Here is a 24,107-nt window from a genome sequence, read left to right as displayed (position 1 = left end):
TGCGCGCCGGGGGGAGGGTCAGTGCCATGCGCACCCGAATTCTCGTACTTGGAAAGCGCGTCGGCTGACGCTGAGCGGCGAACGCTCAGCGACCCACCACCCGGCGCGCTCCCCTCGCTTGCCTTACGGCACGAGGGGTTTTTTGTTGCACAGGCACCTGCCGCGCAGCACGCGTAACCCGCACGAACTTCGCAAAAACCCTCAGCATCGAGAAGAGAATGCCGATGACCGAGCAGGCCACCGGGGCCCATCACCCGCAGCCGAGGCCCCGTTCCGGAGGACAGCAGTCCGCCCCCGTCGAGCACGTCACGGGCGCGCAGTCCCTCATCCGCTCCCTCGAGGAGGTCGGCGCCGACACGGTATTCGGTATCCCCGGCGGCACGATCCTGCCCGCCTACGACCCGCTGATGGACTCGACCCGGGTGCGCCACGTCCTGGTCCGGCACGAGCAGGGCGCCGGCCACGCGGCCACGGGTTACGCGCAGGCCACCGGCAAGGTGGGCGTCTGCATGGCGACCTCGGGACCGGGCGCCACCAACCTGGTCACGCCCATCGCCGACGCGCACATGGACTCCGTCCCGCTGGTGGCCATCACCGGTCAGGTCGTCTCCAAGGCGATCGGCACCGACGCCTTCCAGGAGGCGGACATCGTCGGCATCACCATGCCGATCACCAAGCACAGCTTCCTGGTCACCAAGGCGGAGGACATCCCGCGGGCGATCGCGCAGGCCTTCCACATCGCCTCCACCGGCCGTCCCGGCCCGGTACTGGTGGACATCCCCAAGGACATCCTCCAGGCGAGGACCACCTTCTCCTGGCCGCCCGTCATGGACCTGCCCGGCTACCGGCCCGTCACCAAGCCGCACGCCAAGCAGATCCGCGAGGCCGCCAAGCTGATCACGGCCGCCAAGCGGCCCGTGCTCTACGTCGGCGGCGGCGTCATCAAGGCGGGCGCCACCGCAGAGCTGAAGATGCTCGCCGAGCTCACCGGAGCGCCCGTCACCACCACCCTGATGGCGCTCGGCGCGTTCCCCGACGGCCACCCGCTGCACGTGGGAATGCCGGGCATGCACGGATCGGTCACCGCCGTCACCGCGCTGCAGAAGGCCGACCTGATCGTCGCCCTCGGAGCCCGCTTCGACGACCGCGTCACCGGCAAGCTGGACAGCTTCGCCCCGTACGCCAAGATCGTCCACGCCGACATCGACCCGGCCGAGATCGGCAAGAACCGCGCCGCGGACGTGCCGATCGTCGGGGACGCCCGCGAGGTCCTCGCCGACCTCATCCAGGCCGTCCAGAAGGAGCACGCCGAGGGCCACCGCGGCGACTACTCCGCCTGGTGGACCGACCTGAACCGCTGGCGCGACACCTACCCGCTGGGCTACGACCTGCCCGAGGACGGCTCCCTCTCCCCGCAGCAGGTCATCGAGCGCATCGGACAGCTGGCCCCCGACGGCACCGTCTTCGCGGCGGGCGTCGGCCAGCACCAGATGTGGGCCGCGCACTTCATCCAGTACGACAAGCCCGCCACCTGGCTGAACTCCGGCGGCGCCGGAACCATGGGCTACGCGGTCCCCGCCGCCATGGGCGCCAAGGCAGGCGTGCCCGACCGCACGGTGTGGGCGATCGACGGCGACGGCTGCTTCCAGATGACCAATCAGGAGCTCACCACCTGCGCCCTGAACAACATCCCGATCAAGGTCGCCGTCATCAACAACGGCGCCCTCGGGATGGTCCGCCAGTGGCAGACCCTCTTCTACAACCAGCGGTACTCCAACACGGTCCTGCACTCCGGCCCCGACGACGTCAACCCGGAGGCGAGGGGCACCCGCGTCCCCGACTTCGTGAAGCTGGCCGAGGCGATGGGCTGCTACGCGATCCGCTGCGAGGACCCCGCCGACCTCGACAAGGTCATCGAGGAGGCCAACTCGATCAACGACCGCCCGGTCCTGGTGGACTTCATCGTCCACGAGGACGCGATGGTCTGGCCGATGGTCGCCGCCGGCACCTCCAACGACGAGATCATGGCCGCCCGGGACGTGCGCCCCGACTTCGGCGACAACGAAGACGACTGAGCGAGAGAGACCGAAGAGATCATGTCCAAGCACACGCTCTCCGTCCTGGTGGAGAACACCCCCGGCATCCTGGCCCGGATCGCCGCCCTGTTCTCCCGCCGCGGCTTCAACATCGACTCGCTCGCCGTCGGCGTCACCGAGCACCCCGACATCTCCCGCATCACCATCGTGGTGAGCGTCGACGAGTTCCCGCTGGAGCAGGTCACCAAGCAGCTCAACAAGCTCGTCAACGTGCTGAAGATCGTCGAGCTCGAACCCGGGCAGGCGGTCCAGCGCGAACTCGTTCTGGTGAAGGTGCGCGCCGACAACGAGACGCGCTCCCAGATCGTCGAGATCGTCCAGCTGTTCCGCGCCAAGACCGTGGACGTCTCCCCGGAGGCCGTGACCGTCGAGGCCACCGGCAGCAGCGACAAGCTGTCCGCCATGCTCAAGATGCTGGAGCCGTTCGGCATCAAGGAGCTGGTCCAGTCCGGCACCATCGCGATCGGACGCGGTGCCCGTTCGATCACGGACCGGTCGCTGCGCGCTCTGGACCGGTCGGCGTAAGACACGGAACGGGCGGCCGGGACACGGCCGGCCGCCCGTATCGCGAGACCCCCAACCTTCCCCCTCCCGCACCGTCATACGGTGGGACGCAACACCTGCACACAAGGAGAGAACCCAGTGGCCGAGCTGTTCTACGACGCCGACGCCGACCTGTCCATCATCCAGGGCCGCAAGGTCGCGGTCATCGGGTACGGCAGCCAGGGCCACGCCCACGCCCTGTCGCTGCGCGACTCCGGCGTCGACGTGCGCGTCGGTCTGCACGAGGGCTCGAAGTCCAAGGCCAAGGCCGAGGAGCAGGGCCTGCGCGTGGTGACCCCGTCCGAGGCCGCCGCCGAGGCCGACGTCATCATGATCCTCGTCCCGGACCCGATCCAGGGCCAGGTCTACGAGGAGTCCGTCGCCCCGAACCTGAAGGACGGCGACGCGCTGTTCTTCGGCCACGGCTTCAACATCCGCTTCGGCTTCATCAAGCCCCCGGCCGGCGTCGACGTCTGCATGGTCGCCCCGAAGGGCCCGGGCCACCTGGTGCGCCGTCAGTACGAGGAGGGCCGCGGCGTCCCCTGCATCGCGGCCGTCGAGCAGGACGCCACGGGCGACGCCTTCGCGCTGGCCCTGTCGTACGCGAAGGGCATCGGCGGCACCCGCGCCGGCGTCATCAAGACCACCTTCACCGAGGAGACCGAGACCGACCTGTTCGGTGAGCAGGCCGTCCTCTGCGGTGGCACCGCCGCGCTGGTGAAGGCGGGCTTCGAGACGCTGACCGAGGCCGGCTACCAGCCGGAGATCGCGTACTTCGAGTGCCTGCACGAGCTGAAGCTGATCGTGGACCTCATGTACGAGGGCGGCCTGGAGAAGATGCGCTGGTCGATCTCCGAGACCGCCGAGTGGGGCGACTACGTCACCGGCCCGCGGATCATCACCGACGCCACCAAGGCCGAGATGAAGAAGGTCCTCGCCGAGATCCAGGACGGCTCCTTCGCCCAGACCTGGATGGACGAGTACCACGGCGGTCTGAAGAAGTACGAGGAGTACAAGAAGCAGGACTCCGAGCACCTCCTGGAGACCACCGGCAAGCAGCTGCGCAAGCTGATGAGCTGGGTCGACGAGGAGGCCTGAGCACGGCCGTCCTGAGGGCCGGGGCACCGCGCCCCGGCCCTCCGGGCGAACCAGGGGTAACGTCGGTGGTACGGCGTTGTCCATCCCGTCCGCCACGGACGGGTGATCCTTCCGAAGCGGCGTAAGACGACGCCTTCGGCGCCACTACACTGCTGCACTACATACGCGTCAGGCCCACAGCGTCGTGCGTCTTCCACGCGGCTAGCACTTCTTCACCGCCTGCGGCCGTCGGGACGGCCGTCCGCATTGGGACTTGTGAGGACTCACGTGAGCTCGAAACCCGTCGTACTCATCGCTGAAGAGCTGTCGCCCGCCACCGTCGACGCACTCGGCCCGGACTTCGAGATCCGGCACTGCAACGGCGCGGACCGCGCCGAACTGCTCCCCGCCATCGCCGACGTGGACGCGATCCTGATCCGCTCCGCCACCAAGGTGGACGCCGAGGCGATCGCCGCGGCGGGCAAGCTGAAGGTCGTCGCACGAGCCGGCGTCGGCCTCGACAACGTCGACGTCTCCGCCGCCACCAAGGCCGGCGTGATGGTCGTCAACGCCCCCACCTCCAACATCGTCACCGCCGCCGAGCTCGCCTGCGGTCTGATCGTCGCCACCGCGCGCAACATCCCGCAGGCCAACGCCGCGCTGAAGAACGGCGAGTGGAAGCGGAGCAAGTACACGGGCGTCGAGCTCGCCGAGAAGACCCTCGGTGTCGTGGGTCTGGGGCGGATCGGCGCCCTCGTCGCGCAGCGCATGTCCGCCTTCGGCATGAAGGTCGTCGCCTACGACCCCTACGTGCAGCCCGCGCGGGCCGCGCAGATGGGCGTCAAGGTGCTGTCGCTGGACGAGCTGCTCGAGGTCTCCGACTTCATCACCGTCCACCTGCCGAAGACCCCCGAGACGCTGGGCCTGATCGGTGACGAGGCGCTGCGCAAGGTCAAGCCGACCGTGCGCGTCATCAACGCCGCGCGCGGCGGCATCGTCGACGAGGAGGCGCTGTACTCGGCGCTCAAGGAGGGCCGCGTCGCCGGCGCCGGCCTCGACGTGTACGCCAAGGAGCCGTGCACCGACTCCCCGCTCTTCGAGTTCGACCAGGTCGTCTGCACCCCGCACCTCGGCGCCTCCACCGACGAGGCCCAGGAGAAGGCCGGCATCGCCGTCGCCCGCTCGGTGCGCCTCGCCCTCGCCGGTGAGCTGGTCCCCGACGCGGTGAACGTCCAGGGCGGTGTCATCGCCGAGGACGTCAAGCCGGGCCTGCCGCTCGCCGAGCGCCTCGGCCGCATCTTCACCGCCCTCGCCGGTGAGGTCGCGGTCCGCCTCGACGTCGAGGTGTACGGCGAGATCACCCAGCACGACGTGAAGGTGCTGGAGCTGTCCGCGCTCAAGGGCGTCTTCGAGGACGTCGTCGACGAGACCGTCTCCTACGTCAACGCCCCGCTGTTCGCGCAGGAGCGCGGTGTCGAGGTGCGGCTGACCACCAGCTCGGAGTCGGCCGACCACCGCAACGTGGTCACCGTGCGCGGCACCCTCGCGGACGGCGAGGAGATCTCGGTCTCCGGCACGCTGGCCGGCCCCAAGCACGTCCAGAAGATCGTCGCGGTCGGCGAGTACGACGTCGATCTCGCGCTCGCCGACCACATGGTCGTCCTGCGCTACGAGGACCGCCCCGGTGTCGTCGGCACCGTCGGCCGCATCCTCGGCGAGGCGGGCATCAACATCGCCGGCATGCAGGTCGCCCGTGCGACGGTCGGCGGCGAGGCGCTCGCCGTCCTGACCGTCGACGACACGGTCGCCACCTCGGTGCTGGGCGAGCTGGCCGCGGAGATCGGCGCCACCTCGGCCCGCTCCGTGAACCTCGTCTGACCCCACCCTTCGTCACCCTTCGTCGGGCTCACACGCCGGACGGGCTGAGTTCCTCGGCCTGTCCGGCGTTCTCCGTCTCCGGCCGCACCCGGATGTGCCGCAGTCCCGCCACCGCGATGCCCGCCGCGACGAGCAGCAGCAGCGCCCCGGCGATCGCGGCGCCCCGCATCCCGTCGGTGAACGCCGCGCGGGCCGCCGTGGCCAGGGCGTCCCCCGCGCGCCCCGGCAGACCGTCGGCGACGGCGAGCGCTCCGCCGAGGGTCTCCCGCGCCGGTTCGGGCGCGGTGTCCGGCATCGCGTGCCGGTAGACGGCCGTGCCGATCGACCCGAGGGCGGCCATGCCCAGGGCTCCGCCGAACTCCGTGCCGGTCTCGAGCAGCGCGGACGCCGAACCCGCCCGGTCCACCGGGACCGAGCTGAGCGCCAGGTCGGTGAGCAGGGACATCACGACGACGATGCCCGCGGCCAGCACCCCGCACGCCGCCAGCACCAGCCACAGGGAGTCCGTGCCGGCCAGGGCGAGCAGCCCGTAACCGCAGGCGGAGATCACGAACCCGGCGGTGACGACGTGCGCGCGCTCGGCCCCGCGCTGCACCAGCTGGGCGGCGACCGGGGCGGCGGCCCCGATGAGCACCGACGGCAGCAGGCTCCACAGCGCGGCCTCCAGCGCGCTCTTGCCGAGGACCGACTGGAGGTACTGGGTGGTGAAGAGGGCCGAGCCCATCATCCCGAAGGCCGACAGGGTGTTGAGGGTGAGCGCGGGAGTGAAGCCGTGCCCGCGGAAGAGGGCGGGGGAGATCATCGGTGAGGCCGTGGTGCGCTGCCGGTGCACGAACAGCGCGGCGAACAGCAGGCCGACGGTGATCGAGACGACGTACCGGACGTTCCAGCCCTCCGAGGGCAGCTCCTTCAGGCCGTAGACCACGGGCAGCACGGCGGCCATCGACAGCGGGACGCTCGGCAGGTCGAAGCGGCCGGGGGAGGCGTTCCGGGACTCCGGCAGCAGCAGCGGGCCGAGGACGAGGAGCAGCACCATCGCGGGCAGGTTGACCAGGAAGACCGAGCCCCACCAGAAGTGCTCCACGAGGAGCCCGCTCATCACCGAGCCGAGCGCGATGCCGCCCGTCATCACCCCGGACCACAGCCCGATGGCCTGCGCCCGCTGGCGGGGGTCGGTGAACATCGTGCGGACCAGCGCCATCGTCGACGGCATCAGGGTGGCGCCGCCGATGCCGAGGACCGCGCGGGCCACGATCAGGGTCTCGGCGGACTGCGCGTAGGCCGCGAGCAGGGAGGCCGCGCCGAAGGCGGCCGCGCCGCACAGCAGCAGCCGGCGGCGGCCGATGCGGTCGCCGAGCGCGCCCATGGTCATCAGCAGGCCGGCCAGCACGAAGCCGTAGATGTCGAAGATCCACAGCTGCTGGGTGCCGGTCGGCTCCAGGTCGGCGCTGATCTCGGGGACGGCGAAGTAGAGGACGGAGACGTCCATCGAGACCAGCAGCAGCGGAAGCATCAGCACGACGAGCGCGGTCCACTCACGGCGGCCGGCGCGGGACGGGTTCGTTGTCATGCCGGTGACTGTACGCACGTCTTATACGCTTGTCTAGAACAAGCGTATAAGACGTGCGTATGGAGGCATGGATAAGGTGACACCATGGGACACCGTGAGGATCTGCTGGAGGGCGCCAAGCGCTGCCTGCTCGCCAAGGGCTTCGTGCGCACCACGGCACGGGACATCGTCAAGGAGTCGGGGACCAACCTGGCGTCCATCGGCTACCACTACGGGTCGAAGGACGCGCTGCTCGCGCAGGCCTACGTCTCCCTGGTCGAGGGGATGGGCGACGCCTTCGAGGGCGACGGGACCGTGGACGAGACCGTGCCCGGCTCCCTGGAGCGGTTCGAGCGGGTGTGGTCGAACATCGTCGGCACCATGAAGGAGCCCGGCTCGGTGTGGCGGCTCAGCATGGAGGTGCTCGCCTTCGGCGACCGGCTGCCCGAGGTGCGCGACCATCTCGCGCTCGCCCAGCGCGAGGCCGGGCGCGGTCTGGTGCCGCTGTTGATGGGCGGCCGCGAGGAGGACGTGTCCGACGAGACCGCCGACACCCTCGGCGCGTTCTACGTGACCCTGATGACCGGCCTCATCGCCCAGTGGACCTTCGACCCGAAGTCGGCGCCCGACGGGGAGCGCCTCACCGCCGGCCTGCGCCAGGTGATCGAGGCCGTCACGGGGCCCGCGGACGGTCCGTCCTCAGCCGGTGCCACTACAGACGGTGCGCCTTGAGCGCCATGTGCAGCAGCAGACGGTCCTCGCCGTCGTCCAGGTCCAGGCCGGTGAGCCGCTCGACCCGCGACAGCCGGTAGTACAGCGTCTGGCGGTGCACGCCCAGCTCCGCCGCCGTGCGCCCGGCCTGGCCCGCGCAGTCGAGGTACACCTCCGCGGTGCGGGCCAGTTCCGTGTGCGCGGGGGAGAGCAGCGGGCTGACGGCGGGGTCGTGCGCGGCGCCGGGGGACAGCGCGGTCAGCAGCCGGTACGGGCCGATCGAGCTCCAGCGGGCCACCGGACCGAGGCGCGGCTCGGCCAGCGCCGCCCGCGCCGACGCCGACGCCTCGTCCCAGGCCGTGCCCAGATCGGCCAGGCCCGTACGGGGCGCGGCGATGCCCGCGGCCACCGGGGGCGGCCCGGACCGGCCCGCCGCCCCGCCGTCCCGGGCCCGCTCCAGCAGACGCCCGGCCGCGGTCGTCGCCGGCGCCAGCACGTCCGCGGAGCGCAGCCGCAGCAGCAGCGCCAGGGACACGGCCGTGGCGCCCCACGGCAGCGTGCACAGTGCCGTCGCGCCCGGCACCGTGCGGACCGAGGGCGCCTCGTCGGGGTCGGCGGACGGCCAGGGCGCGACGCAGACCACCGTGTGCAGGCCCTCCGCGCGCGGGCCCAGGGCGGTGCGCAGCTCGGCGACCGCCATGTCCCGCTGCCAGCCCCGCTCCGCCGTCAGCACCGCACGCAGTTCACGGGTGAGGTCCGCGCCGTGCTGTGCCTCGTCGGCGAGCAGCGCGCCGATCCGTGCCGTCACCCGCATGGCCGCGTCGAGCTGTTCCGCCGAGGGCCCGGGGTCGTCCTCCAGCAGCCAGACGTAGCCGAGGGCCACCCCGCGATGGCGTACGGGCAGGCAGACGCGGCCCCGGTGCACGCCCGCCTCCGGGGTGCGCGGGATGTGGACCGGGCCGGTCGCGCGGGTGATGCCGAAGCCCTCGAACCAGGCGCGGACGGCCGGTGTGGAGCGCCGGGTCAGGATCGAGCGGGCCCGCACCGGGTCCAGCGCCGACGGGTCGAGGTCGCCCTCGCTGTCGTACGCGCCGAAGGCGATCAGCTCGAAGTCGCGGTTCTCCAGGGTCGCCGGAGCGCCGAGGAGCTCCGAGATCTCGTCCACGAGCTCCTGGTAGTCGTCCCTGTATTCCGACGTCACCCGGGCATTCTGCCGCAAAAGAAGGTGCCCTTCATACATCTGTCTGAGATCTCGGTCAGGGATGCGTGACGTCTGTCGATGGCCCAGGATCAGGGTCATCCTTAGGTTTCACGGTGGTTCTCCGTGCCGTCCCCGAACCGTCGGGTGGCGGCCTCTCGCAGCTTGTGGAGGTGCCCCGTGCTGGGTCCCGTGATTCTCGCCGCGTCGCGCAGCGACCGGATGCGACGCCTGATCTCGGCGGCCCCGGTGACCAAGCAGGTCGTCGACCGCTTCATCCCCGGTGAGACCGTGGACGAGATCCTGCCGATCGTGCGGGAGCTGACCGACAACGGTCTCGAGCTGACCATGGACGTCGTCGGCGAGGACATCACCACCCCCGAGCAGGCCGAGGCCGCCCGCGACGCCTACCTGGAGCTGATCGACCGGCTGAAGCCGCTGGAGCTCGGCCCGCGCGCGGAGATGTCCGTGAAGCTGTCCATGTTCGGCCAGGCGCTTCCCGGCGGCCACGAGCTGGCCCTCGCCAACGTCCGCCCGGTCGTCGAGGCCGCCGCGGAGATCGGCACCACGGTCACCCTGGACGCGGAGGACCACACCACCCTCGACTCGATGTTCGCCATCCACGAGGAGCTGCGGAAGGACTTCCCGGGGACCGGCTGCGTCATCCAGGCCTACCTCTTCCGCACCGAGGAGGACGCGCGCCGGCTCGCCGCCGCGGGCAGTCGCGTACGGTTGGTGAAGGGCGCCTACAAGGAGCCCGCCGAGGTCGCCTACCAGCAGAAGCACGAGATCGACAAGGCGTACGTGCGCATCCTGCGGACGCTGATGGAGGGCGAGGGGTATCCGATGATCGGGTCTCACGACCCGCGCCTGATCGCCATCGCCCAGGAACTGGCCCGCACCGCCGGACGCAAGCTCGACGAGTACGAGTTCCAGATGCTCTACGGCATCCGCGGCGACGAGCACGTCCGGCTCGCCGCCGAGGGCCACCGCATGCGCGTCTACACGGCCTACGGCACCGACTGGTACGGCTACTTCATGCGGCGTCTTGCGGAGAAGCCGGCGAACCTGCGCTTCTTCGCCCGCAGCATGATCACCAAGGGCTGACACCACACCGCTCAGAGATAAGGAGTTACGGAACCCATGGACGCTGTGACCCAGGTCCCCACCCCCGTCAACGAGCCGGTGCACGGCTACGCCCCCGGGAGCCCCGAGCGTGCCCGGCTGGAGGCCAAGCTCAAGGAGCTGGCCGACAACCCGGTCGAGCTGCCCTGCACCATCGGCGGCGTGAAGCGGATGGGCGGCGGCGACCGCTTCGACGTCGTGCAGCCGCACAACCACAAGGCCCGCCTGGGCACGTACGCCAACGCCACGCAGCAGGACGCCCAGGACGCGATCGACGCGGCCCTCGCCGCCGCCCCCGCCTGGCGCGCGATGGCCTTCGACGACCGCGCGGCGATCATCCTGCGCGCCGCCGAGCTGCTGGCCGGCCCCTGGCGCGAGACCATCGCCGCCTCCACCATGCTCGGCCAGTCCAAGACCGCCCAGCAGGCCGAGATCGACAGCCCCTGCGAGCTGGTCGACTTCTGGCGGTTCAACGTCCACTACGCGCGCGGCATCCTCGCCGAGCAGCCCCCGGCGAACTCCCCGGGCGTGTGGAACCGTCTGGACCACCGGCCGCTGGAGGGCTTCGTCTACGCGATCACGCCCTTCAACTTCAGCGCCATCGCGGCCAACCTGCCGACCGCGCCCGCGCTGATGGGCAACGTCGTGGTGTGGAAGCCGTCCCCGACGCAGACCCACGCCGCCGTGCTGCTGATGCAGCTGCTGGAGGAGGCCGGGCTGCCCAAGGGCGTCATCAACCTGGTCACCGGCGACGGCATCGAGGTGTCCAAGGTCGCCCTGGAGCACCGGGACCTCGCCGGCATCCACTTCACCGGCTCCACCAAGACCTTCCAGCACCTGTGGAAGACGGTCGGCCAGAACATCGAGAAGTACCGCACCTACCCGCGTCTGGTCGGCGAGACCGGCGGCAAGGACTTCGTCGTCGCCCACCCGAGCGCCGACCGCGCGATCCTGAAGACCGCGCTGACCCGGGGCGCCTTCGAGTACCAGGGCCAGAAGTGCTCGGCCACCTCGCGCGCGTACATCCCGGCCTCGATCTGGAACTCCGGCTTCAAGGAGGAGTTCGCGGCCGAGGTGGACGGCATCAAGATGGGTGACGTCACCGACCTGTCCAACTTCATCGGCGCCGTCATCGACGAGCGGTCCTTCGCGAAGAACAAGGCCGCCATCGACCGCGCCAAGGAGGACCCGGCCTGCACGATCGTCGCGGGCGGCACCTACGACGACTCGGTCGGGTACTTCGTCCGCCCGACCGTCATCGAGTGCGACGACCCGGAGAACGAGGTGTTCCGCACCGAGTACTTCGGCCCGATCCTCGCCGTCCACGTCTACGAGGACGACGCGTACGACGAGATGCTGACCCAGATGGAGTCGGTGTCCGACTACGCCCTCACCGGCTCGGTCATCGCGAACGACCGCGCGGCGGCGGCGTACACGATGGAGAAGCTGCGCTACGCGGCCGGCAACTTCTACATCAACGACAAGTCGACCGGCGCCGTGGTCGGCCAGCAGCCGTTCGGCGGCGGCCGTGCCTCCGGCACCAACGACAAGGCCGGCGCCCCGCAGAACCTGATGCGCTGGACGCTGACCCGCGCCATCAAGGAGACGCTGGTCCCGCCGACCGACTACACCTACCCGCACATGGGCTGACATCGCGTCGCACGTGACAGGGGCCGGGCGCGTGACGCCCGGCCCCTTCGTGTCGTCCGGGGTCAGCCCGGCATCTCCGTCCGCTCCCACCACTCGTACACCGGCAGCCGCCCCTCGGGCGTGTCCGCCTCGCGTGAGGCGGGCCGGAAGTGCTCGTAGCCGTTGCGGTGCTCGATCTTGACGTCCGGGCCGGGGCTGGGGGCCGGGACGATCCGCTCGGGCAGATCGTCAGGACCGCCTTCGAGGAACACCTTCGCCGTGTCGTTCATGCCGGTCACCGTTCCCCTCCCGCCCGCGGCAGTCGCCCGCCGGGCGCGGGGATCAGCCGGGTGGCCGAGCCGGCATCCGGAAAAGCGCAGGTCGGCGGGGCAGGGGCGGTGCCGCCGTCTCAGATAGTAGGAAGCCCAAGTAATTGTGCAGACAGATGCGACCGACGCCCTTACTTTTGTAGGAGCCGAACGCATCGCTCGATCCAGCGAACGGCGGTTGTGAGCAGGCCCTGTGCAGGCGACCCCTGCGGCCCGGCTCCCCGCCCCTTCCGGCGTCTCGTCACCCTCCGCGCATCTTCGAGTCCGCGCGTCTTACACGAAGGAGTCGATCCCTCATGCCCGAGACGACCGCCCGCCGCCGCGTCCGCCGCTCCGTCCGCAGCGCCGAGAACGACCGCAAGAACGCCGCCGCCGCCCTCCAGCGCGCCCTCGACCGCCGGGACAACGGCGGCTCGACCGGCCACTGAGCCGCCGCAGGCCGGCCGCCGACACGCGCGGGGCGTCCGTATGCCGGACGCCTCATGTCATCCCGTGGGACGAGGAGTAGGGTGCCCGCATGTCTCGCAGCATCAATCTCGCAGTGATCCCCGGTGACGGCATCGGCCAGGAGGTCGTGACCGAAGGCCTGAAGGTCCTCTCCGCCGTCCTTCCGCAGGATGTGAAGCTGGAGACCGAGGAGTACGACTTCGGCGCCCGGCGCTACCACGCCACCGGTGAGACCCTCACCGACGCCGACCTCGACGCGCTCAGGCGGCACGACGCGATCCTGCTCGGCGCCATCGGCGATCCGAGCGTCCCGTCCGGCGTCCTGGAGCGGGGCTTCCTGCTCAAGCTCCGCTTCGCCTTCGACCACCACGTCAACCTGCGTCCGTCGAAGCTCCTCCCGGGCGTCGCCACCCCGCTCGCCGGGCAGCCCGAGATCGACTTCGTGGTCGTCCGCGAGGGCACCGAGGGCCCTTACACGGGCAACGGCGGCACCATCAGGAAGGGCACGCCGCACGAGGTCGCCACCGAGGTCTCCGTCAACACGGCCTTCGGTGTCGAGCGCGTGGTCCGCGACGCCTTCGCCCGCGCCCAGGCGCGCCCGCGCAAGAAGCTGACGCTGGTCCACAAGAACAACGTGCTGACCTTCGCCGGCCACCTGTGGACGAACGTCTTCACCAAGGTGGCCGCGGAGTACCCGGACGTCACCACCGACTACATCCACGTCGACGCCGCGACCATCTACCTGGTCACCGACCCCGGCCGGTTCGACGTCATCGTCACCGACAACCTCTTCGGCGACATCATCACCGACCTCGCCGCGGCCGTCTCCGGCGGCATCGGCGTCGCGGCCTCCGGCAACATCAACCCGAGCCGCGAGTACCCGTCCATGTTCGAGCCCGTGCACGGCTCGGCCCCGGACATCGCAGGACAGGGCAAGGCGGACCCCACCGCCACGGTCCTGTCCGTCGCGCTCCTGCTGCGCCACCTCGGCCACGACGCCGAGGCCGCCCGCATCGAGGACGCCGTCTCCGCCGACCTCGCGGAGCGCGGCGCCCTGCCCGCCCGCTCGACCTCTCAGATCGGCGACGCCCTCGCCGCGCGAGTAGCCGGCTGACCCGGCGCCCACCTCGACACACTCGAAGCCGCCGGGTCGCATCCGCACCCGGCGGCTTCGACGTGTTCCACCGCCGGGTGCCGTCAACGACCACCGGGCCGTATTCACCCTGTTTCTTCCGCCGCCTCCGCCGGGCGATAATCGAACGCGGAGCCGCGGCTTGAGGGAATGCTCGGACGTCCTAGTACTGGCCACGCGCCGTACGGGCGTGAGCGCGGCCCGTCACTACAACCGGTGAAGGACAACCACTCATGACGACGCCCACGATCGAGCTGAAGCCCTCGGCCCATCCGCTCTCCGACGCGGAACGCGAAGCGATTCTGGTCAGCCCCGGCTTCGGCCGCCACTTCACCGACCACATGGTGACGATCAAGTGGACCGAGGGCCGCGGCTGGCACGACGGCCAGCTCGTCCCGTACGCGCCGATCCCCATCGACCCGGCGACCACGGTGCTGCACTACGCCCAGGAGATCTTCGAGGGGCTCAAGGCCTACCGGCAGCCCGACGGGTCCGTCGCCACGTTCCGCCCCGAGAAGAACGCCGAGCGGTTCCAGCGGTCCGCCCGCCGTCTCGCCATGCCGGAGCTGCCGGTCGAGACCTTCATCGAGGCGTGCGACGTCCTGGTCGCCCAGGACCAGGCGTGGGTGCCGGCCCACGGCGGCGAGGAGTCCCTCTACCTGCGCCCCTTCATGATCGCGACCGAGGTCGGCCTGGGCGTGAAGCCCGCCAACGAGTACCTGTTCCTGGTCATCGCCTCCCCGGCCGGCGCCTACTTCCCGGGTGGCGTGAAGCCGGTGTCGATCTGGGTCTCCGAGGACCGCGTCCGCGCCGTCCCCGGCGGCATGGGCGACGCCAAGACCGGCGGCAACTACGCGGCCTCCCTGCTCGCGCAGGCCGAGGCGGCCGCCAAGGGCTGCGACCAGGTCTGCTACCTCGACGCCGTCGAGCACACGTGGGTCGAAGAACTGGGCGGCATGAACCTGTACTTCGTGTACGGGAACAAGATCGTCACGCCCACCCTCACCGGGTCCATCCTGGAGGGCGTCACCCGTGACTCCCTGCTGGACGTCGCCCGCGACCTCGGCTACGAGGCGGTCGAGGAGCGCGTCTCGGTCGAGCAGTGGCAGCGCGACTCGGAGAACGGCACGCTGACCGAGGTCTTCGCCTGCGGCACGGCCGCGGTGATCACGCCCGTCGGGACGGTGAAGCGGGCGAGCGGAGAGTGGCAGCAGGGCGGCGGCGAGCCGGGCGAGGTCACCCTCCGCCTCCGCCAGGCCCTCCTCGACATCCAGCGCGGCACGGCGGAGGACAAGCACGGCTGGATGCACAAGCTGGCCTGACGGCCTCCCGGGCCCCGGCCCGTCCGGTAGAACGTACGCGTGGACGTTCTGCTCTGCAGGGCCTGCGGCACCCGGCTGACCGAGCCGGTCGGCCGGCTCGCCGAGACGCCCGGGTACCCCGGCTGGGACGGACGTCCGGGCCCGGACGGCCGACGGCACGGCCCGCCGAGCGTCCCGCGGGGCACGTACGTCGTCGACCCGCTGCCCTTCGGGGCGCCGTTCGTCCCGGCCGGCCCCGACGCGGAGTACGACGGCGTCGTGCCCGGCGGCATGTGGCTGACCGACGAGCGGGGCTTCCTGGTCTCCGCGGGGCCGCGCGGAACGTATGTGCTGCACCCGGACGACGTCGTGGACCTGGCCCCGCACCCGGACGCCGGCCGGCACGGCGGCTGCTGCGGCCCCGACGGACGGGACGGGGTCAACCGGATCTGCGGCTGCGGGGCCGAGGTGGCGATCGCCTGCGCGGACTGCACCAGCGGCTACGAGACCCGGCTGATGCCGGACGCGGTCCGCGTGGAGCCCGCCCGCTGACGCGCGGTGCGTCGCCGCCAGCTGCTGCCGGGGCGGTGAGCGCGGAGCGGGAGAGGAGAGGCTCACGCGCCGCGCCCGAGCGGAGCCCGAAACCGAGCAGCCGACCGGCGACGCACTCCCGTTCCCCTCGCTCCCCACTGCCGGACGGTGGGCGCCGAGCCGGAGCGGGCGGCTCGCACTGCGCGGCACACGGGTGGGAGCCGGGCGGGCGGCGGGCCGGCGACCGGCCCGCACGGCAGCGGTCGTGTCGAGGATCTGGGCCACGCAGGAGTTGTCCCGGTGGCGTGCGGGCGTGGTCGGGAGGCCGGGACGAGTAGCGGGTCGGCGGTCGGCCTGCACGGCGCCGGTCGTGTCCGGAGCCTGGGCCACGAGCAGGGGGTCGGCCTGTGCGGCGCCGGTCGTGTCCAGGGCCTGGACCAGGCACGGGGTTTCCCCGGAGCCGCTGCGCGCAGGCGCGCGGGCGGGAGCCCGGGACGGGCCGGTCGGTCGGCGGCCCGGCCCGTGCGGCACCCGCCGGCGACCGGGCCGTGCCGTACCCGCTCGCGCCGCAGGAGCCCCGCCCCGCCCCGCCGTGAGGCGACCGGCGCGCCTCCGCGTCTCACCCCGCCGCCCTCGCCGCCCGTATCCTGAGACGGTCGGTGAGTGGGCGGGCGGGGTGTGCCAATATTCCTCCGTGCTCTCGTTCGCCACGATTATTGGCAGCAGGCGCGCCGGTCCGCAGTGACCGCACGTACGACACCGTACGGGCGGACACCGTCGTCCTCGACCCGCGCGCAGACCTCTCGCACCCGCGAGGGGTTTTTCTGTTTCTCGGCCCACCCGCAGCCGGGAACCTGGCGCGAGGGACCATGGGGGAACGGTGGAACCGGTCATTCCGGTAGACCGAGATCCAGTACAGGAGCCTTGAGACCATGACCGCAACCAGCGAGCTCGACGATTCGTTCCACGTGTTCGACACCACCCTGCGCGACGGCGCCCAGCGCGAGGGCATCAACCTCACGGTCGCCGACAAGCTGGCCGTCGCCCGGCACCTGGACGAGTTCGGCGTGGGCTTCATCGAGGGCGGCTGGCCCGGCGCGAACCCGCGGGACACCGAGTTCTTCGCCCGGGCCCGGCAGGAGATCGAGTTCAAGCACGCCCAGCTGGTCGCCTTCGGCGCCACCCGCCGCGCCGGCACCACCGCCGACCAGGACCCCCAGGTCAAGGCGCTCCTCGACTCCGGCGCGCCGGTGATCACGCTGGTCGCCAAGTCCCACGACCGGCACGTCGAGCTCGCCCTGCGCACCACCCTGGACGAGAACCTGGAGATGGTCCGCGACACCGTCTCCCACCTCCGCTCCCAGGGCCGCCGTGTCTTCGTCGACTGCGAGCACTTCTTCGACGGTTACCGCGCCAACCCCGCCTACGCCAAGTCCGTCGTGCGCGCGGCCTCCGAGGCCGGCGCCGACGTGGTGATCCTCTGCGACACCAATGGCGGCATGCTCCCCGCGCAGATCCAGGCCGTGGTCGCCACCGTGCTCGCCGACACCGGCGCCCGGCTCGGCATCCACGCCCAGGACGACACCGGCTGCGCGGTCGCCAACACCCTCGCCGCCGTCGACGCGGGCGCCACCCACGTCCAGTGCACCGCCAACGGCTACGGCGAGCGCGTCGGCAACGCCAACCTGTTCCCCGTCGTCGCCGCGCTGGAGCTGAAGTACGGCAAGAAGGTGCTGCCCGAGGGCCGGCTGCGCGAGATGACCCGCATCTCGCACGCCATCGCCGAGGTCGTCAACCTCACCCCCTCCACCCACCAGCCCTACGTCGGCGTCTCCGCCTTCGCCCACAAGGCCGGACTGCACGCCTCCGCGATCAAGGTCGACCCGGACCTCTACCAGCACATCGACCCCGAGCAGGTCGGCAACACCATGCGGATGCTGGTGTCCGACATGGCCGGCCGGGCCTCCATCGAGCTCAAGGGCAAGGAGCTCGGCATCGACCTGGGCGACGACCGCGAACTGGTCGGCCGGGTCGTCGAGCGGGTCAAGGAGCGCGAGCTCAAGGGCTACACCTACGAGGCCGCCGACGCCTCCTTCGAGCTGCTGCTGCGCGCCGAGGTGGAGGGCGGGCCGCTGACCTACTTCGAGGTCGAGTCCTGGCGCGCCATCGTCGAGGACCGCCCCGACGGCACCCACGCCAACGAGGCCACCGTGAAGCTGTGGGCCAAGAGCGAGCGCATCGTCGCCACCGCCGAGGGCAATGGCCCGGTGAACGCGCTCGACCGCGCCCTGCGCGTCGCCCTGGAGAAGATCTACCCGCAGCTCGCCAAGCTGGAGCTGGTCGACTACAAGGTCCGCATCCTGCAGAACGAGCACGGCACCCAGTCCACGACCCGGGTGCTGATCTCGACCTCCGACGGGGCGGGGGAGTGGTCCACCGTCGGCGTCGCGGACAACGTCATCGCCGCCTCCTGGCAGGCGCTCGAGGACGCCTACACGTACGGGCTGCTGCGCGCCGGGGTGGAGCCCGTCTGAGACCCCGGGGATCTCCGGGCCGGAGGGCGGCAGGAATGCCTCCGGCTCGGATGTCCGTTTCGCGGCGTATTCAGGTAGCTTCGAATATATGAAGGCCGCATCGCCGCGCACCCTCCTCCGTCTGCTGATCCTGCCGGTGGCCGCCGTGCTGGCGGTCCTGCTGGCCGGTGCGCCGGGGGCGCAGGCGGCGACGGACGTCTCCGTCGTCGCCGAGAACCTGCGCGAGAGCCCCGTCTACGTCGATCCCGCGGCCCGGGACATCCTGTCGGAGTCCGACGCCGAGGCCCTCGCCGACAAGATCGAGGACGCCGACAAACCGGTCTTCGTCGCCGTCCTCCCGGCCGACTTCCCCACCCAGGACCTCTTCCGCGACCTGCGCACCGAGACCGGCGTCACCGGCCTGTACGGCGTCCGGCTCGGCGACCGGTTCGACGCCCGCGCCGACAGCAGCGTGCTGAGCCGGCAGGGCGTGTCCAACCTGGTCGGGTCCGTGCAGGGCGCCGGGGACGCCAAGGCCCAGCTCAACGACTTCGTCGACACCGCGATCCGCAGCATCGACGGCGGCGCGCCCGGCTCCTGGAGCGACGGCTCCCCGGACGTGCCCGTCGGCGGGCTGATCACGGTCGGCGCCCTCGTGGCGGCCGGCGGGGTCGGAGTGTACACGGTGACCCGCCGCCGCAGGCGCCGTCACGAGGAGGAGCAGGCGGCCGCCCTGGAGAAGCTGCGGGTCGTGGTGGACGAGGACATCACCGCGTTCGGCGAGGAACTGGACCGGCTCGACTTCCACCCGGGCGAGGCGGGCGCGGACGACGCGATGCGCGCGGACTACGAGCGCGCGCTGGACGCCTACGAGCAGTCCAAGACGTACATGGCGGCGGCCCGCAAACCGGAGGACGTCCGGGCGGTGACCCAGGCCGTGGAGGACGGCCGGTACGCGCTCGCCTCGCTGACCGCCCGCCGTGAGGGCAGGCCGGTACCGGAGCGCCGTCCGCCGTGCTTCTTCGACCCGCGCCACGGCCCCGCCGTCGCCGACGCCCGGTGGACCCCGCCCGGCGGGGCGGAGCGCGAGGTGCCGGTGTGCGCGGCCGACCAGGCCCGGCTGGCCGACGGGCGCGATCCCGCGGTCCGCGAGGTCGACACCGAGTACGGCCGCCGTCCCTACTGGGAGGCCGGCCCGGCGTACGGCCCCTGGGCGGGCGGCTACTTCGGCGGCGGACTGCTGCCGGGACTCCTGGCCGGCACCCTGCTCGGCAGCATGATGGCCGGCCCCGGTTACGCGTCCGACTACGGCTCCGGGTACGGCGACTTCGGCGGCTACGACGGCGGTGACGTCTCCGGCGCGGACTTCGACTCCGGCGACTTCGGCGGCGGGTTCGGCGGAGGCGACATGGGCGGCGGCGGCTTCGGAGGCGGCGGCGACTTCGGCGGAGGCTTCTGACCGGGGCGCGCACCTGACCGGCGTGCGTACCCCGGACACACCGAGCGCCCGCCCTCCCGTGCCGGGAGGAGCGGGCGCGCTCGGGTGGGGCGGGGCGTCAGGCCTTGCGGATCGCCGAGACGTCGAAGTTCAGCTTGATCTTGTCGGAGACCAGCACGCCGCCCGTCTCCAGGGCCGCGTTCCAGGTCAGACCCCACTCGGAACGCAGGATCTCGGCCTTGCCTTCAAAGCCGACGCGCTCGTTGCCGAACGGGTCCTTCGCGGCGCCGTTGAACTCCAGGTCGATGCTGATCGGCCGGGTGGTGCCGAGGATCGTCAGGTCGCCGGTGATGCGGTAGTCGTCGCCGCCCAGGGCCTCGGCCTTGGTGGAGCGGAAGGTCATGGTCGGGAACTCGTCGATCTTGAAGAAGTCGGCGCTCCGCAGATGACCGTCACGGTCGGCGTTGCCGGTGTCGATGCTGTCCATCGCCACGTCGAGCGAGGCGGTGGACTTGCTCGGGTCGGCCCCGTCGAGGTGCAGCGTCCCGGAGAACTCCTTGAAGTGACCCTTGACGTTGGTGACCATCGCGTGGCGTGCGACGAAGCCGATCGTGGTGTGCGCCGGGTCGAGCTCGTACTCGCCGGTCAGTGCTGCCAGGTCCGGGCTCACCGCGGAGTCGGTGGCGCCCTTGTCGTCGTCCTTGCGGCCGAAGAGACCCATGGTGTTCCTCCTGAGGGGACTGAGGGGACGGGGAAGATCCCGTTGAATCTTCAACTAACTCAACACGGGCCACCGTAGACCCATTCCCTTCAAACTTCAACATCTTTCGGGGAAGGTGTCCCGATCCGTTCACTCGAACGAGTGAGAACGAGCGGTCGGACATGCGGCCGGACATGTGACCGCTCGTGCGGCCGAGTGCGCGGCGGCCCTAATCCGGCAGCCGACGCGCCGGGGCGCCCTGGGTCGCGCCGCGGGTGTGGACGTACAGCTGGCGCCGGTCGCCCACGTCGAGCCGCTGGGGGAGCGGCAGCTCGTGACGCACCGGACGCGCGTGGTCGGCGAGCTGCCGGCGCGGGTTGTAGACCTGGTTGAACTTCCACAGCATGCGGGCGAAGTTCGTCTGCCCGTGCGCCAGGTTCCTGGCCAGCACGCGCGCCGCCCCGAACGCCGTGCGCAGCCCCAGGTGCTTGCGGTTGATGACCGCCTGGGTGCGCACCAGCTCCTCGTAGAAGCGGTCCAGCGGCAGCGTGGTGGGCACCACCGCGTGCTGGATGTCGAACAGCCGGTAGTCGCGGGTGGTGAGCCGGCGCGACTCGGTGTGCCAGATTTCCGTGCCCGGGTACGGCGTCATCACCGTGAAGTGCACGATCTCCGGCACGGCCGTCGCGAACTCCCGCACCACGCGGAAGCGTTCCTCGTCCCAGGCCGGGTCCACGATCAGGTTGATGGCGACCCGGATGCCCATCCGCCGGGCCGTCTCCAGCGCCTTCAGGTTCTCGTCCGGGCTGATCCGCTTCCGGTACAGATCGAGCCCCTCGGCGTCGATCGCCTCCATGCCGAGGAACATGTACCGCAGCCCCAGCCGCGCCCACCGCTCGAACACCTCCGGGTGGCGCAGCAGCACGTCGGCGCGGGTCTCCAGGTAGTACTGCTTGCGGATGCGCCGCCGCTCCACCTCCGCGGCGATGGCGTTGCCGTGCTCGGGCCGGATGAAGGCCACGTCGTCGACGATGAACACGTTCGGCTCACGGATCGCCGCGAGGTCGTCCGCCGCCGCCTCCGGCGACGCCTTGCGGTAACTGCGGCCGTAGAACGTCCACGCCGAGCAGAACGAGCAGTCCCAGGGGCAGCCGCGGGTGAACTCGATCGACGCGCACGGGTCCAGCTCGCCGATGAAGTAGCGGCGCCGGCTGCGCATCAGGTCCCGGGCCGGCAGGGGCGTGTCGATGCTGTGCAGCATCAGCGGGGCGGGACCGCGCCCCGACGCCGTGACGACCCCCGGCACCCCGTCCACGCCGCCGTCCCGCACCGCCTCCAGCAGCGGCCCGACGGCCGGCTCGCCCTCGCCCCGGATCACCGCGTCGACGGCCCCCTTCGCCTGCTCGACGACCTCCTGGGCGACGAACGAGACGCTGTGGCCGCCGAGGAACACGAAGCAGTCCGGCAGCTCCTCCTTCACCCGCTCGGCCAGCCGGATCGCCTCGGGGATGTTCGCCAGGTAGTTCAGCGAGATCCCGAGCGCCTCCGGGCGGAACGACCGCACCTCGTCGCGCAGCCGCCGCACGCTCAGCACCTGGAGGTCGACCACCCGGACCTCGTGACCCGCCTCGCGGGCGGCGCCGGCCACCCGCTCCAGGCCCAGGGGTTCGAGCCGCAGGAAGATCTCGGAGTACATCAGGGCGCTGGGGTGGACTAGCAGCAGGCGCATCGGGGGACCTCGTCACGGTGCCGGGAACAGGGCGGGACGTCCCTTTCGTAACCCGGGGGGCCGGACCGCGTACTGCCCGTACGCCCGCATGGCCCACCCGGCGGCACGCAGGAGTGGTCCTGCGGCGCGCCGCGGCGGCCCCGCGCCCGCCCCGACCACCGGCGGTCGCACACGCCGGAGGGCCGCCTGCGCGGCTGCCGCGAACGCCGCGCTGCGCTGGCGCGGTCCCCCGCACCGGGGGTGTCCTGGATGGCGAGGCCCGCAGCGACAGCGCATGGGAGACCGACTCGTGACCACCACCGGCTCCGGTTCCACCTACGACCCCCCGGCGGACCCCGCCGCCTCCGCCGCCGCGGCGGCGGTCGAACAGACCCTGCCCCGCACGGACCGCCGCGTCGCCCTCGTCACCGGCGCGTCCTCGGGCATCGGCGCGGCCACCGCCCGGCGCTTCGCCGCCGGCGGATGGCATCTGCTGCTCAGCGGACGCGACCGGCGGCGGCTGGAGGAGACCGCGTCCGGCACGTCCGCCGTCCTGCTGCCCGCCGACCTCGCCGCCCCGGACGGGGCGAAGATGCTCGCCGAGGCCGCGCTGCGGGAGACGGGACGGATCGACGTGCTGGTCGCCGGGGCGGGCATCGGCTGGGCCGGCCCCTTCCTGACCATGCCGCACACCGACATCGACCGGGTGCTCTTCCTGGACCTCAACGCGACCCTCCACCTGGTCCGCGAGGTGCTGCCCGCGATGGTGACGGCCGGCGGCGGCCGGGTGGTGCTCGTCGGATCGGTGGCCGGCGCGGTGGGCGTCCGGGAGGAGGCGGTGTACTCCGCAGCCAAGGCCGGACTGGCCGCGTTCGCCGAGGCGCTCCGCCAGGAGCTGCGCGGCACCGGCGTGGGCGTCACGCTGGTCGTGCCCGGCCCCGTCGAGACGGGCTTCTTCGCCCGCCGCGGCCGCCCCTACCACCGCTCCCACCCGCGCCCCACCTCGCCCGGCCGGGTCGCGGCCGCCGTCTGGGACGCGGTCGGCGAGGCCCGCGACGACACCTACGTCCCGTCCTGGCTCACCCTCCCCTCCCGCGTCCGCGCCCTCACCCCCCGCCTCTACCGCCGGCTCCTGAACCGCTTCGGCTGACACGGGGTGCGGTCCCGCCCGCCCGGGTGGGCACAACGGCCGCGCGGCGCCCCCGCGAGGGGAGTACCGCTACGCTCTGCGTGAGCGACCCGACCCGAACGGGTCAACCCGGGGAACCGGAATGGGATCACCCCGTACGGGAGGTGTCCGACGCCCCGGACGCCGTGGGAATTCCGGCCACCGGGCCCCGGCTGCGACTTGAGCGTCACTCCGGGGGAGGCATGCGCGCCCCACGTGTGTGAGGCGGCTCTCAGTGGCCGGCCTTTGTGCGACCCCCACAAGCCGCAGGGCCTCTGAGCAGTCGGAACGCGTGAACAGCCCCCTGGTTCTGTTCAGTGCTACCAGGAAAACACCCCGGAGACTGTGAGGAGTCGACGGCTCGCAATCAGCGGCCGGCTTCGTAAGGTCACTACATGACCGTTTTGGATGAGGCGCCGGGTGAGCCGACCGACGCGCGCGGACGCGTGGCCGAACTGCACGGGATTCGTGCGCAGGCTCTGGCCGGCCCGAGCGAGAAGGCGACCCAGGCGCAGCACGCCAAGGGCAAGCTGACGGCGCGGGAGCGTATCGAGCTGCTGCTGGACCCGGGGTCCTTCCGTGAGGTCGAGCAGTTGCGCCGGCACCGGGCGACCGGTTTCGGTCTGGAGGAGAAGAAGCCGTACACGGACGGTGTGATCACCGGCTGGGGGACGGTGGAGGGGCGGACGGTCTTCGTCTACGCCCACGATTTCCGGATCTTCGGCGGTGCGCTGGGTGAGGCGCACGCCACGAAGATCCACAAGATCATGGACATGGCCATCGCGGCCGGTGCGCCGCTGGTGTCGTTGAACGACGGCGCCGGCGCCCGTATCCAGGAGGGTGTCTCGGCGCTCGCCGGCTACGGGGGGATCTTCCAGCGCAACACCAAGGCCTCGGGTGTGATCCCGCAGATCAGCGTGATGCTCGGCCCGTGTGCGGGCGGTGCGGCCTACAGCCCCGCCCTGACAGACTTCGTGTTCATGGTCCGCGACACCTCGCAGATGTTCATCACCGGCCCGGACGTGGTCAAGGCG

Annotated in this window: 20 protein-coding genes; 15 read left to right on the top strand and 5 right to left on the bottom strand. The window is 71.5% G+C overall.

Annotated elements, in window-relative coordinates:
- Positions 1-224: 224 nt before the first annotated feature.
- The 4 genes from ACFOSY_RS31350 to serA all read left to right on the top strand — a co-directional run bounded on the left by ACFOSY_RS31350 (position 225) and on the right by serA (position 5,594).
- Positions 225-2,075: an acetolactate synthase large subunit gene (locus tag ACFOSY_RS31350; protein ID WP_394313463.1), complete on the top strand. Its 1,851-nt coding sequence runs from the start codon at positions 225-227 to the stop codon at positions 2,073-2,075.
- 21 nt (positions 2,076-2,096) lie between these two features.
- Entirely contained in the window at positions 2,097-2,621 is a 525-nt protein-coding gene (ilvN, locus tag ACFOSY_RS31345; RefSeq protein ID WP_006130824.1) for an acetolactate synthase small subunit, read from the top strand.
- A gap of 117 nt (positions 2,622-2,738) precedes the next feature.
- Positions 2,739-3,737, top strand: a complete 999-nt coding sequence (gene ilvC, locus ACFOSY_RS31340) for a ketol-acid reductoisomerase (RefSeq protein ID WP_394313460.1) — start codon at positions 2,739-2,741, stop codon at positions 3,735-3,737.
- Between the two features lie 267 nt (positions 3,738-4,004).
- Positions 4,005-5,594, top strand: coding sequence for a phosphoglycerate dehydrogenase (gene serA, locus ACFOSY_RS31335; protein ID WP_394313459.1), 1,590 nt, complete (start codon positions 4,005-4,007; stop codon positions 5,592-5,594).
- A gap of 28 nt (positions 5,595-5,622) precedes the next feature.
- Here the strand turns inward: serA and ACFOSY_RS31330 are convergent, their stop codons facing one another.
- Positions 5,623-7,164, bottom strand: coding sequence for an MFS transporter (locus ACFOSY_RS31330; protein ID WP_394313457.1), 1,542 nt, complete (start codon positions 7,162-7,164; stop codon positions 5,623-5,625).
- A gap of 84 nt (positions 7,165-7,248) precedes the next feature.
- Between ACFOSY_RS31330 and ACFOSY_RS31325 the strand changes: the two genes are divergently transcribed.
- Positions 7,249-7,875: a TetR/AcrR family transcriptional regulator gene (locus tag ACFOSY_RS31325; protein ID WP_394313455.1), complete on the top strand. Its 627-nt coding sequence runs from the start codon at positions 7,249-7,251 to the stop codon at positions 7,873-7,875.
- Here ACFOSY_RS31325 and ACFOSY_RS31320 read toward each other — a convergent pair.
- Entirely contained in the window at positions 7,856-9,094 is a 1,239-nt protein-coding gene (locus ACFOSY_RS31320; protein ID WP_394313453.1) for a PucR family transcriptional regulator, read from the bottom strand. The genes ACFOSY_RS31325 and ACFOSY_RS31320 overlap by 20 nt on opposite strands.
- Positions 9,095-9,232: 138 nt before the next feature.
- Between ACFOSY_RS31320 and ACFOSY_RS31315 the strand changes: the two genes are divergently transcribed.
- Positions 9,233-10,159, top strand: coding sequence for a proline dehydrogenase family protein (locus tag ACFOSY_RS31315; RefSeq protein WP_006130818.1), 927 nt, complete (start codon positions 9,233-9,235; stop codon positions 10,157-10,159).
- A 36-nt stretch (positions 10,160-10,195) separates the two neighbouring features.
- Positions 10,196-11,827 (top strand): L-glutamate gamma-semialdehyde dehydrogenase, encoded by a 1,632-nt coding sequence (gene pruA / locus ACFOSY_RS31310; RefSeq protein WP_394313451.1) that lies wholly within the window; start codon positions 10,196-10,198, stop codon positions 11,825-11,827.
- A 62-nt stretch (positions 11,828-11,889) separates the two neighbouring features.
- On the opposite strand, the gene ACFOSY_RS31305 is transcribed toward pruA, so the two are convergent.
- Positions 11,890-12,096, bottom strand: a complete 207-nt coding sequence (locus tag ACFOSY_RS31305) for a DUF5988 family protein (RefSeq protein WP_394313448.1) — start codon at positions 12,094-12,096, stop codon at positions 11,890-11,892.
- A 335-nt stretch (positions 12,097-12,431) separates the two neighbouring features.
- On the opposite strand from ACFOSY_RS31305, the gene ACFOSY_RS31300 reads away from it, so the two are divergent.
- The 6 genes from ACFOSY_RS31300 to ACFOSY_RS31275 all read left to right on the top strand — a co-directional run bounded on the left by ACFOSY_RS31300 (position 12,432) and on the right by ACFOSY_RS31275 (position 19,518).
- Complete coding sequence (locus tag ACFOSY_RS31300) at positions 12,432-12,563, top strand: hypothetical protein (RefSeq protein ID WP_106967124.1); 132 nt, start codon at positions 12,432-12,434, stop codon at positions 12,561-12,563.
- Between the two features lie 89 nt (positions 12,564-12,652).
- Positions 12,653-13,696, top strand: coding sequence for a 3-isopropylmalate dehydrogenase (locus ACFOSY_RS31295; RefSeq protein WP_394313445.1), 1,044 nt, complete (start codon positions 12,653-12,655; stop codon positions 13,694-13,696).
- Positions 13,697-13,947: 251 nt separating this feature from the next.
- Entirely contained in the window at positions 13,948-15,036 is a 1,089-nt protein-coding gene (locus ACFOSY_RS31290; RefSeq protein ID WP_394313444.1) for a branched-chain amino acid aminotransferase, read from the top strand.
- 39 nt (positions 15,037-15,075) lie between these two features.
- Complete coding sequence (locus ACFOSY_RS31285; protein ID WP_394313441.1) at positions 15,076-15,567, top strand: hypothetical protein; 492 nt, start codon at positions 15,076-15,078, stop codon at positions 15,565-15,567.
- A 911-nt stretch (positions 15,568-16,478) separates the two neighbouring features.
- A complete protein-coding gene (gene cimA, locus ACFOSY_RS31280) occupies positions 16,479-18,080 on the top strand; it encodes a citramalate synthase (protein ID WP_394313439.1) in 1,602 nt (533 codons plus the stop codon).
- Positions 18,081-18,168: 88 nt separating this feature from the next.
- Positions 18,169-19,518: a hypothetical protein gene (locus tag ACFOSY_RS31275; protein WP_394313436.1), complete on the top strand. Its 1,350-nt coding sequence runs from the start codon at positions 18,169-18,171 to the stop codon at positions 19,516-19,518.
- A 97-nt stretch (positions 19,519-19,615) separates the two neighbouring features.
- On the opposite strand, the gene ACFOSY_RS31270 is transcribed toward ACFOSY_RS31275, so the two are convergent.
- Both ACFOSY_RS31270 and hpnR read right to left on the bottom strand, forming a co-directional pair.
- A complete protein-coding gene (locus ACFOSY_RS31270) occupies positions 19,616-20,218 on the bottom strand; it encodes a YceI family protein (RefSeq protein WP_394313430.1) in 603 nt (200 codons plus the stop codon).
- Between the two features lie 208 nt (positions 20,219-20,426).
- Entirely contained in the window at positions 20,427-21,926 is a 1,500-nt protein-coding gene (gene hpnR / locus ACFOSY_RS31265; RefSeq protein ID WP_394313428.1) for a hopanoid C-3 methylase HpnR, read from the bottom strand.
- 289 nt (positions 21,927-22,215) lie between these two features.
- On the opposite strand from hpnR, the gene ACFOSY_RS31260 reads away from it, so the two are divergent.
- Both ACFOSY_RS31260 and ACFOSY_RS31255 read left to right on the top strand, forming a co-directional pair.
- Positions 22,216-23,055, top strand: coding sequence for an SDR family NAD(P)-dependent oxidoreductase (locus ACFOSY_RS31260; RefSeq protein ID WP_394313602.1), 840 nt, complete (start codon positions 22,216-22,218; stop codon positions 23,053-23,055).
- Positions 23,056-23,468: 413 nt separating this feature from the next.
- A partial coding sequence (locus ACFOSY_RS31255) for a carboxyl transferase domain-containing protein (protein WP_394313425.1) occupies positions 23,469-24,107 on the top strand: 639 nt, incomplete at its 3' end.

It is taken from the genome of Streptomyces lusitanus (assembly GCF_042647945.1).
GTDB classification, from domain to species: Bacteria; Actinomycetota; Actinomycetes; order Streptomycetales; family Streptomycetaceae; genus Streptomyces; species Streptomyces pseudogriseolus.
Note: the sequence above shows the minus strand (reverse complement) of the source record. Positions and strands in the feature narration are given on the sequence as shown.

Excerpts from the sequence above, each read along its gene's own strand:
- ACFOSY_RS31350 (WP_394313463.1), top strand. The coding sequence starts at position 225 with ATGACCGAGCAGGCCACCGGGGCCCATCACCCGCAGCCGAGGCCCCGT.
- ilvN (WP_006130824.1), top strand. The coding sequence starts at position 2,097 with ATGTCCAAGCACACGCTCTCCGTCCTGGTGGAGAACACCCCCGGCATC.
- ACFOSY_RS31330 (WP_394313457.1), bottom strand. The coding sequence starts at position 7,164 with ATGACAACGAACCCGTCCCGCGCCGGCCGCCGTGAGTGGACCGCGCTC.
- ACFOSY_RS31325 (WP_394313455.1), top strand. The coding sequence starts at position 7,249 with ATGGGACACCGTGAGGATCTGCTGGAGGGCGCCAAGCGCTGCCTGCTC.
- ACFOSY_RS31320 (WP_394313453.1), bottom strand. The coding sequence starts at position 9,094 with ATGTATGAAGGGCACCTTCTTTTGCGGCAGAATGCCCGGGTGACGTCG.
- pruA (WP_394313451.1), top strand. The coding sequence starts at position 10,196 with ATGGACGCTGTGACCCAGGTCCCCACCCCCGTCAACGAGCCGGTGCAC.
- ACFOSY_RS31305 (WP_394313448.1), bottom strand. The coding sequence starts at position 12,096 with ATGAACGACACGGCGAAGGTGTTCCTCGAAGGCGGTCCTGACGATCTG.
- ACFOSY_RS31300 (WP_106967124.1), top strand. The coding sequence starts at position 12,432 with ATGCCCGAGACGACCGCCCGCCGCCGCGTCCGCCGCTCCGTCCGCAGC.
- ACFOSY_RS31295 (WP_394313445.1), top strand. The coding sequence starts at position 12,653 with ATGTCTCGCAGCATCAATCTCGCAGTGATCCCCGGTGACGGCATCGGC.
- ACFOSY_RS31290 (WP_394313444.1), top strand. The coding sequence starts at position 13,948 with ATGACGACGCCCACGATCGAGCTGAAGCCCTCGGCCCATCCGCTCTCC.
- cimA (WP_394313439.1), top strand. The coding sequence starts at position 16,479 with ATGACCGCAACCAGCGAGCTCGACGATTCGTTCCACGTGTTCGACACC.
- ACFOSY_RS31275 (WP_394313436.1), top strand. The coding sequence starts at position 18,169 with ATGAAGGCCGCATCGCCGCGCACCCTCCTCCGTCTGCTGATCCTGCCG.
- ACFOSY_RS31270 (WP_394313430.1), bottom strand. The coding sequence starts at position 20,218 with ATGGGTCTCTTCGGCCGCAAGGACGACGACAAGGGCGCCACCGACTCC.
- hpnR (WP_394313428.1), bottom strand. The coding sequence starts at position 21,926 with ATGCGCCTGCTGCTAGTCCACCCCAGCGCCCTGATGTACTCCGAGATC.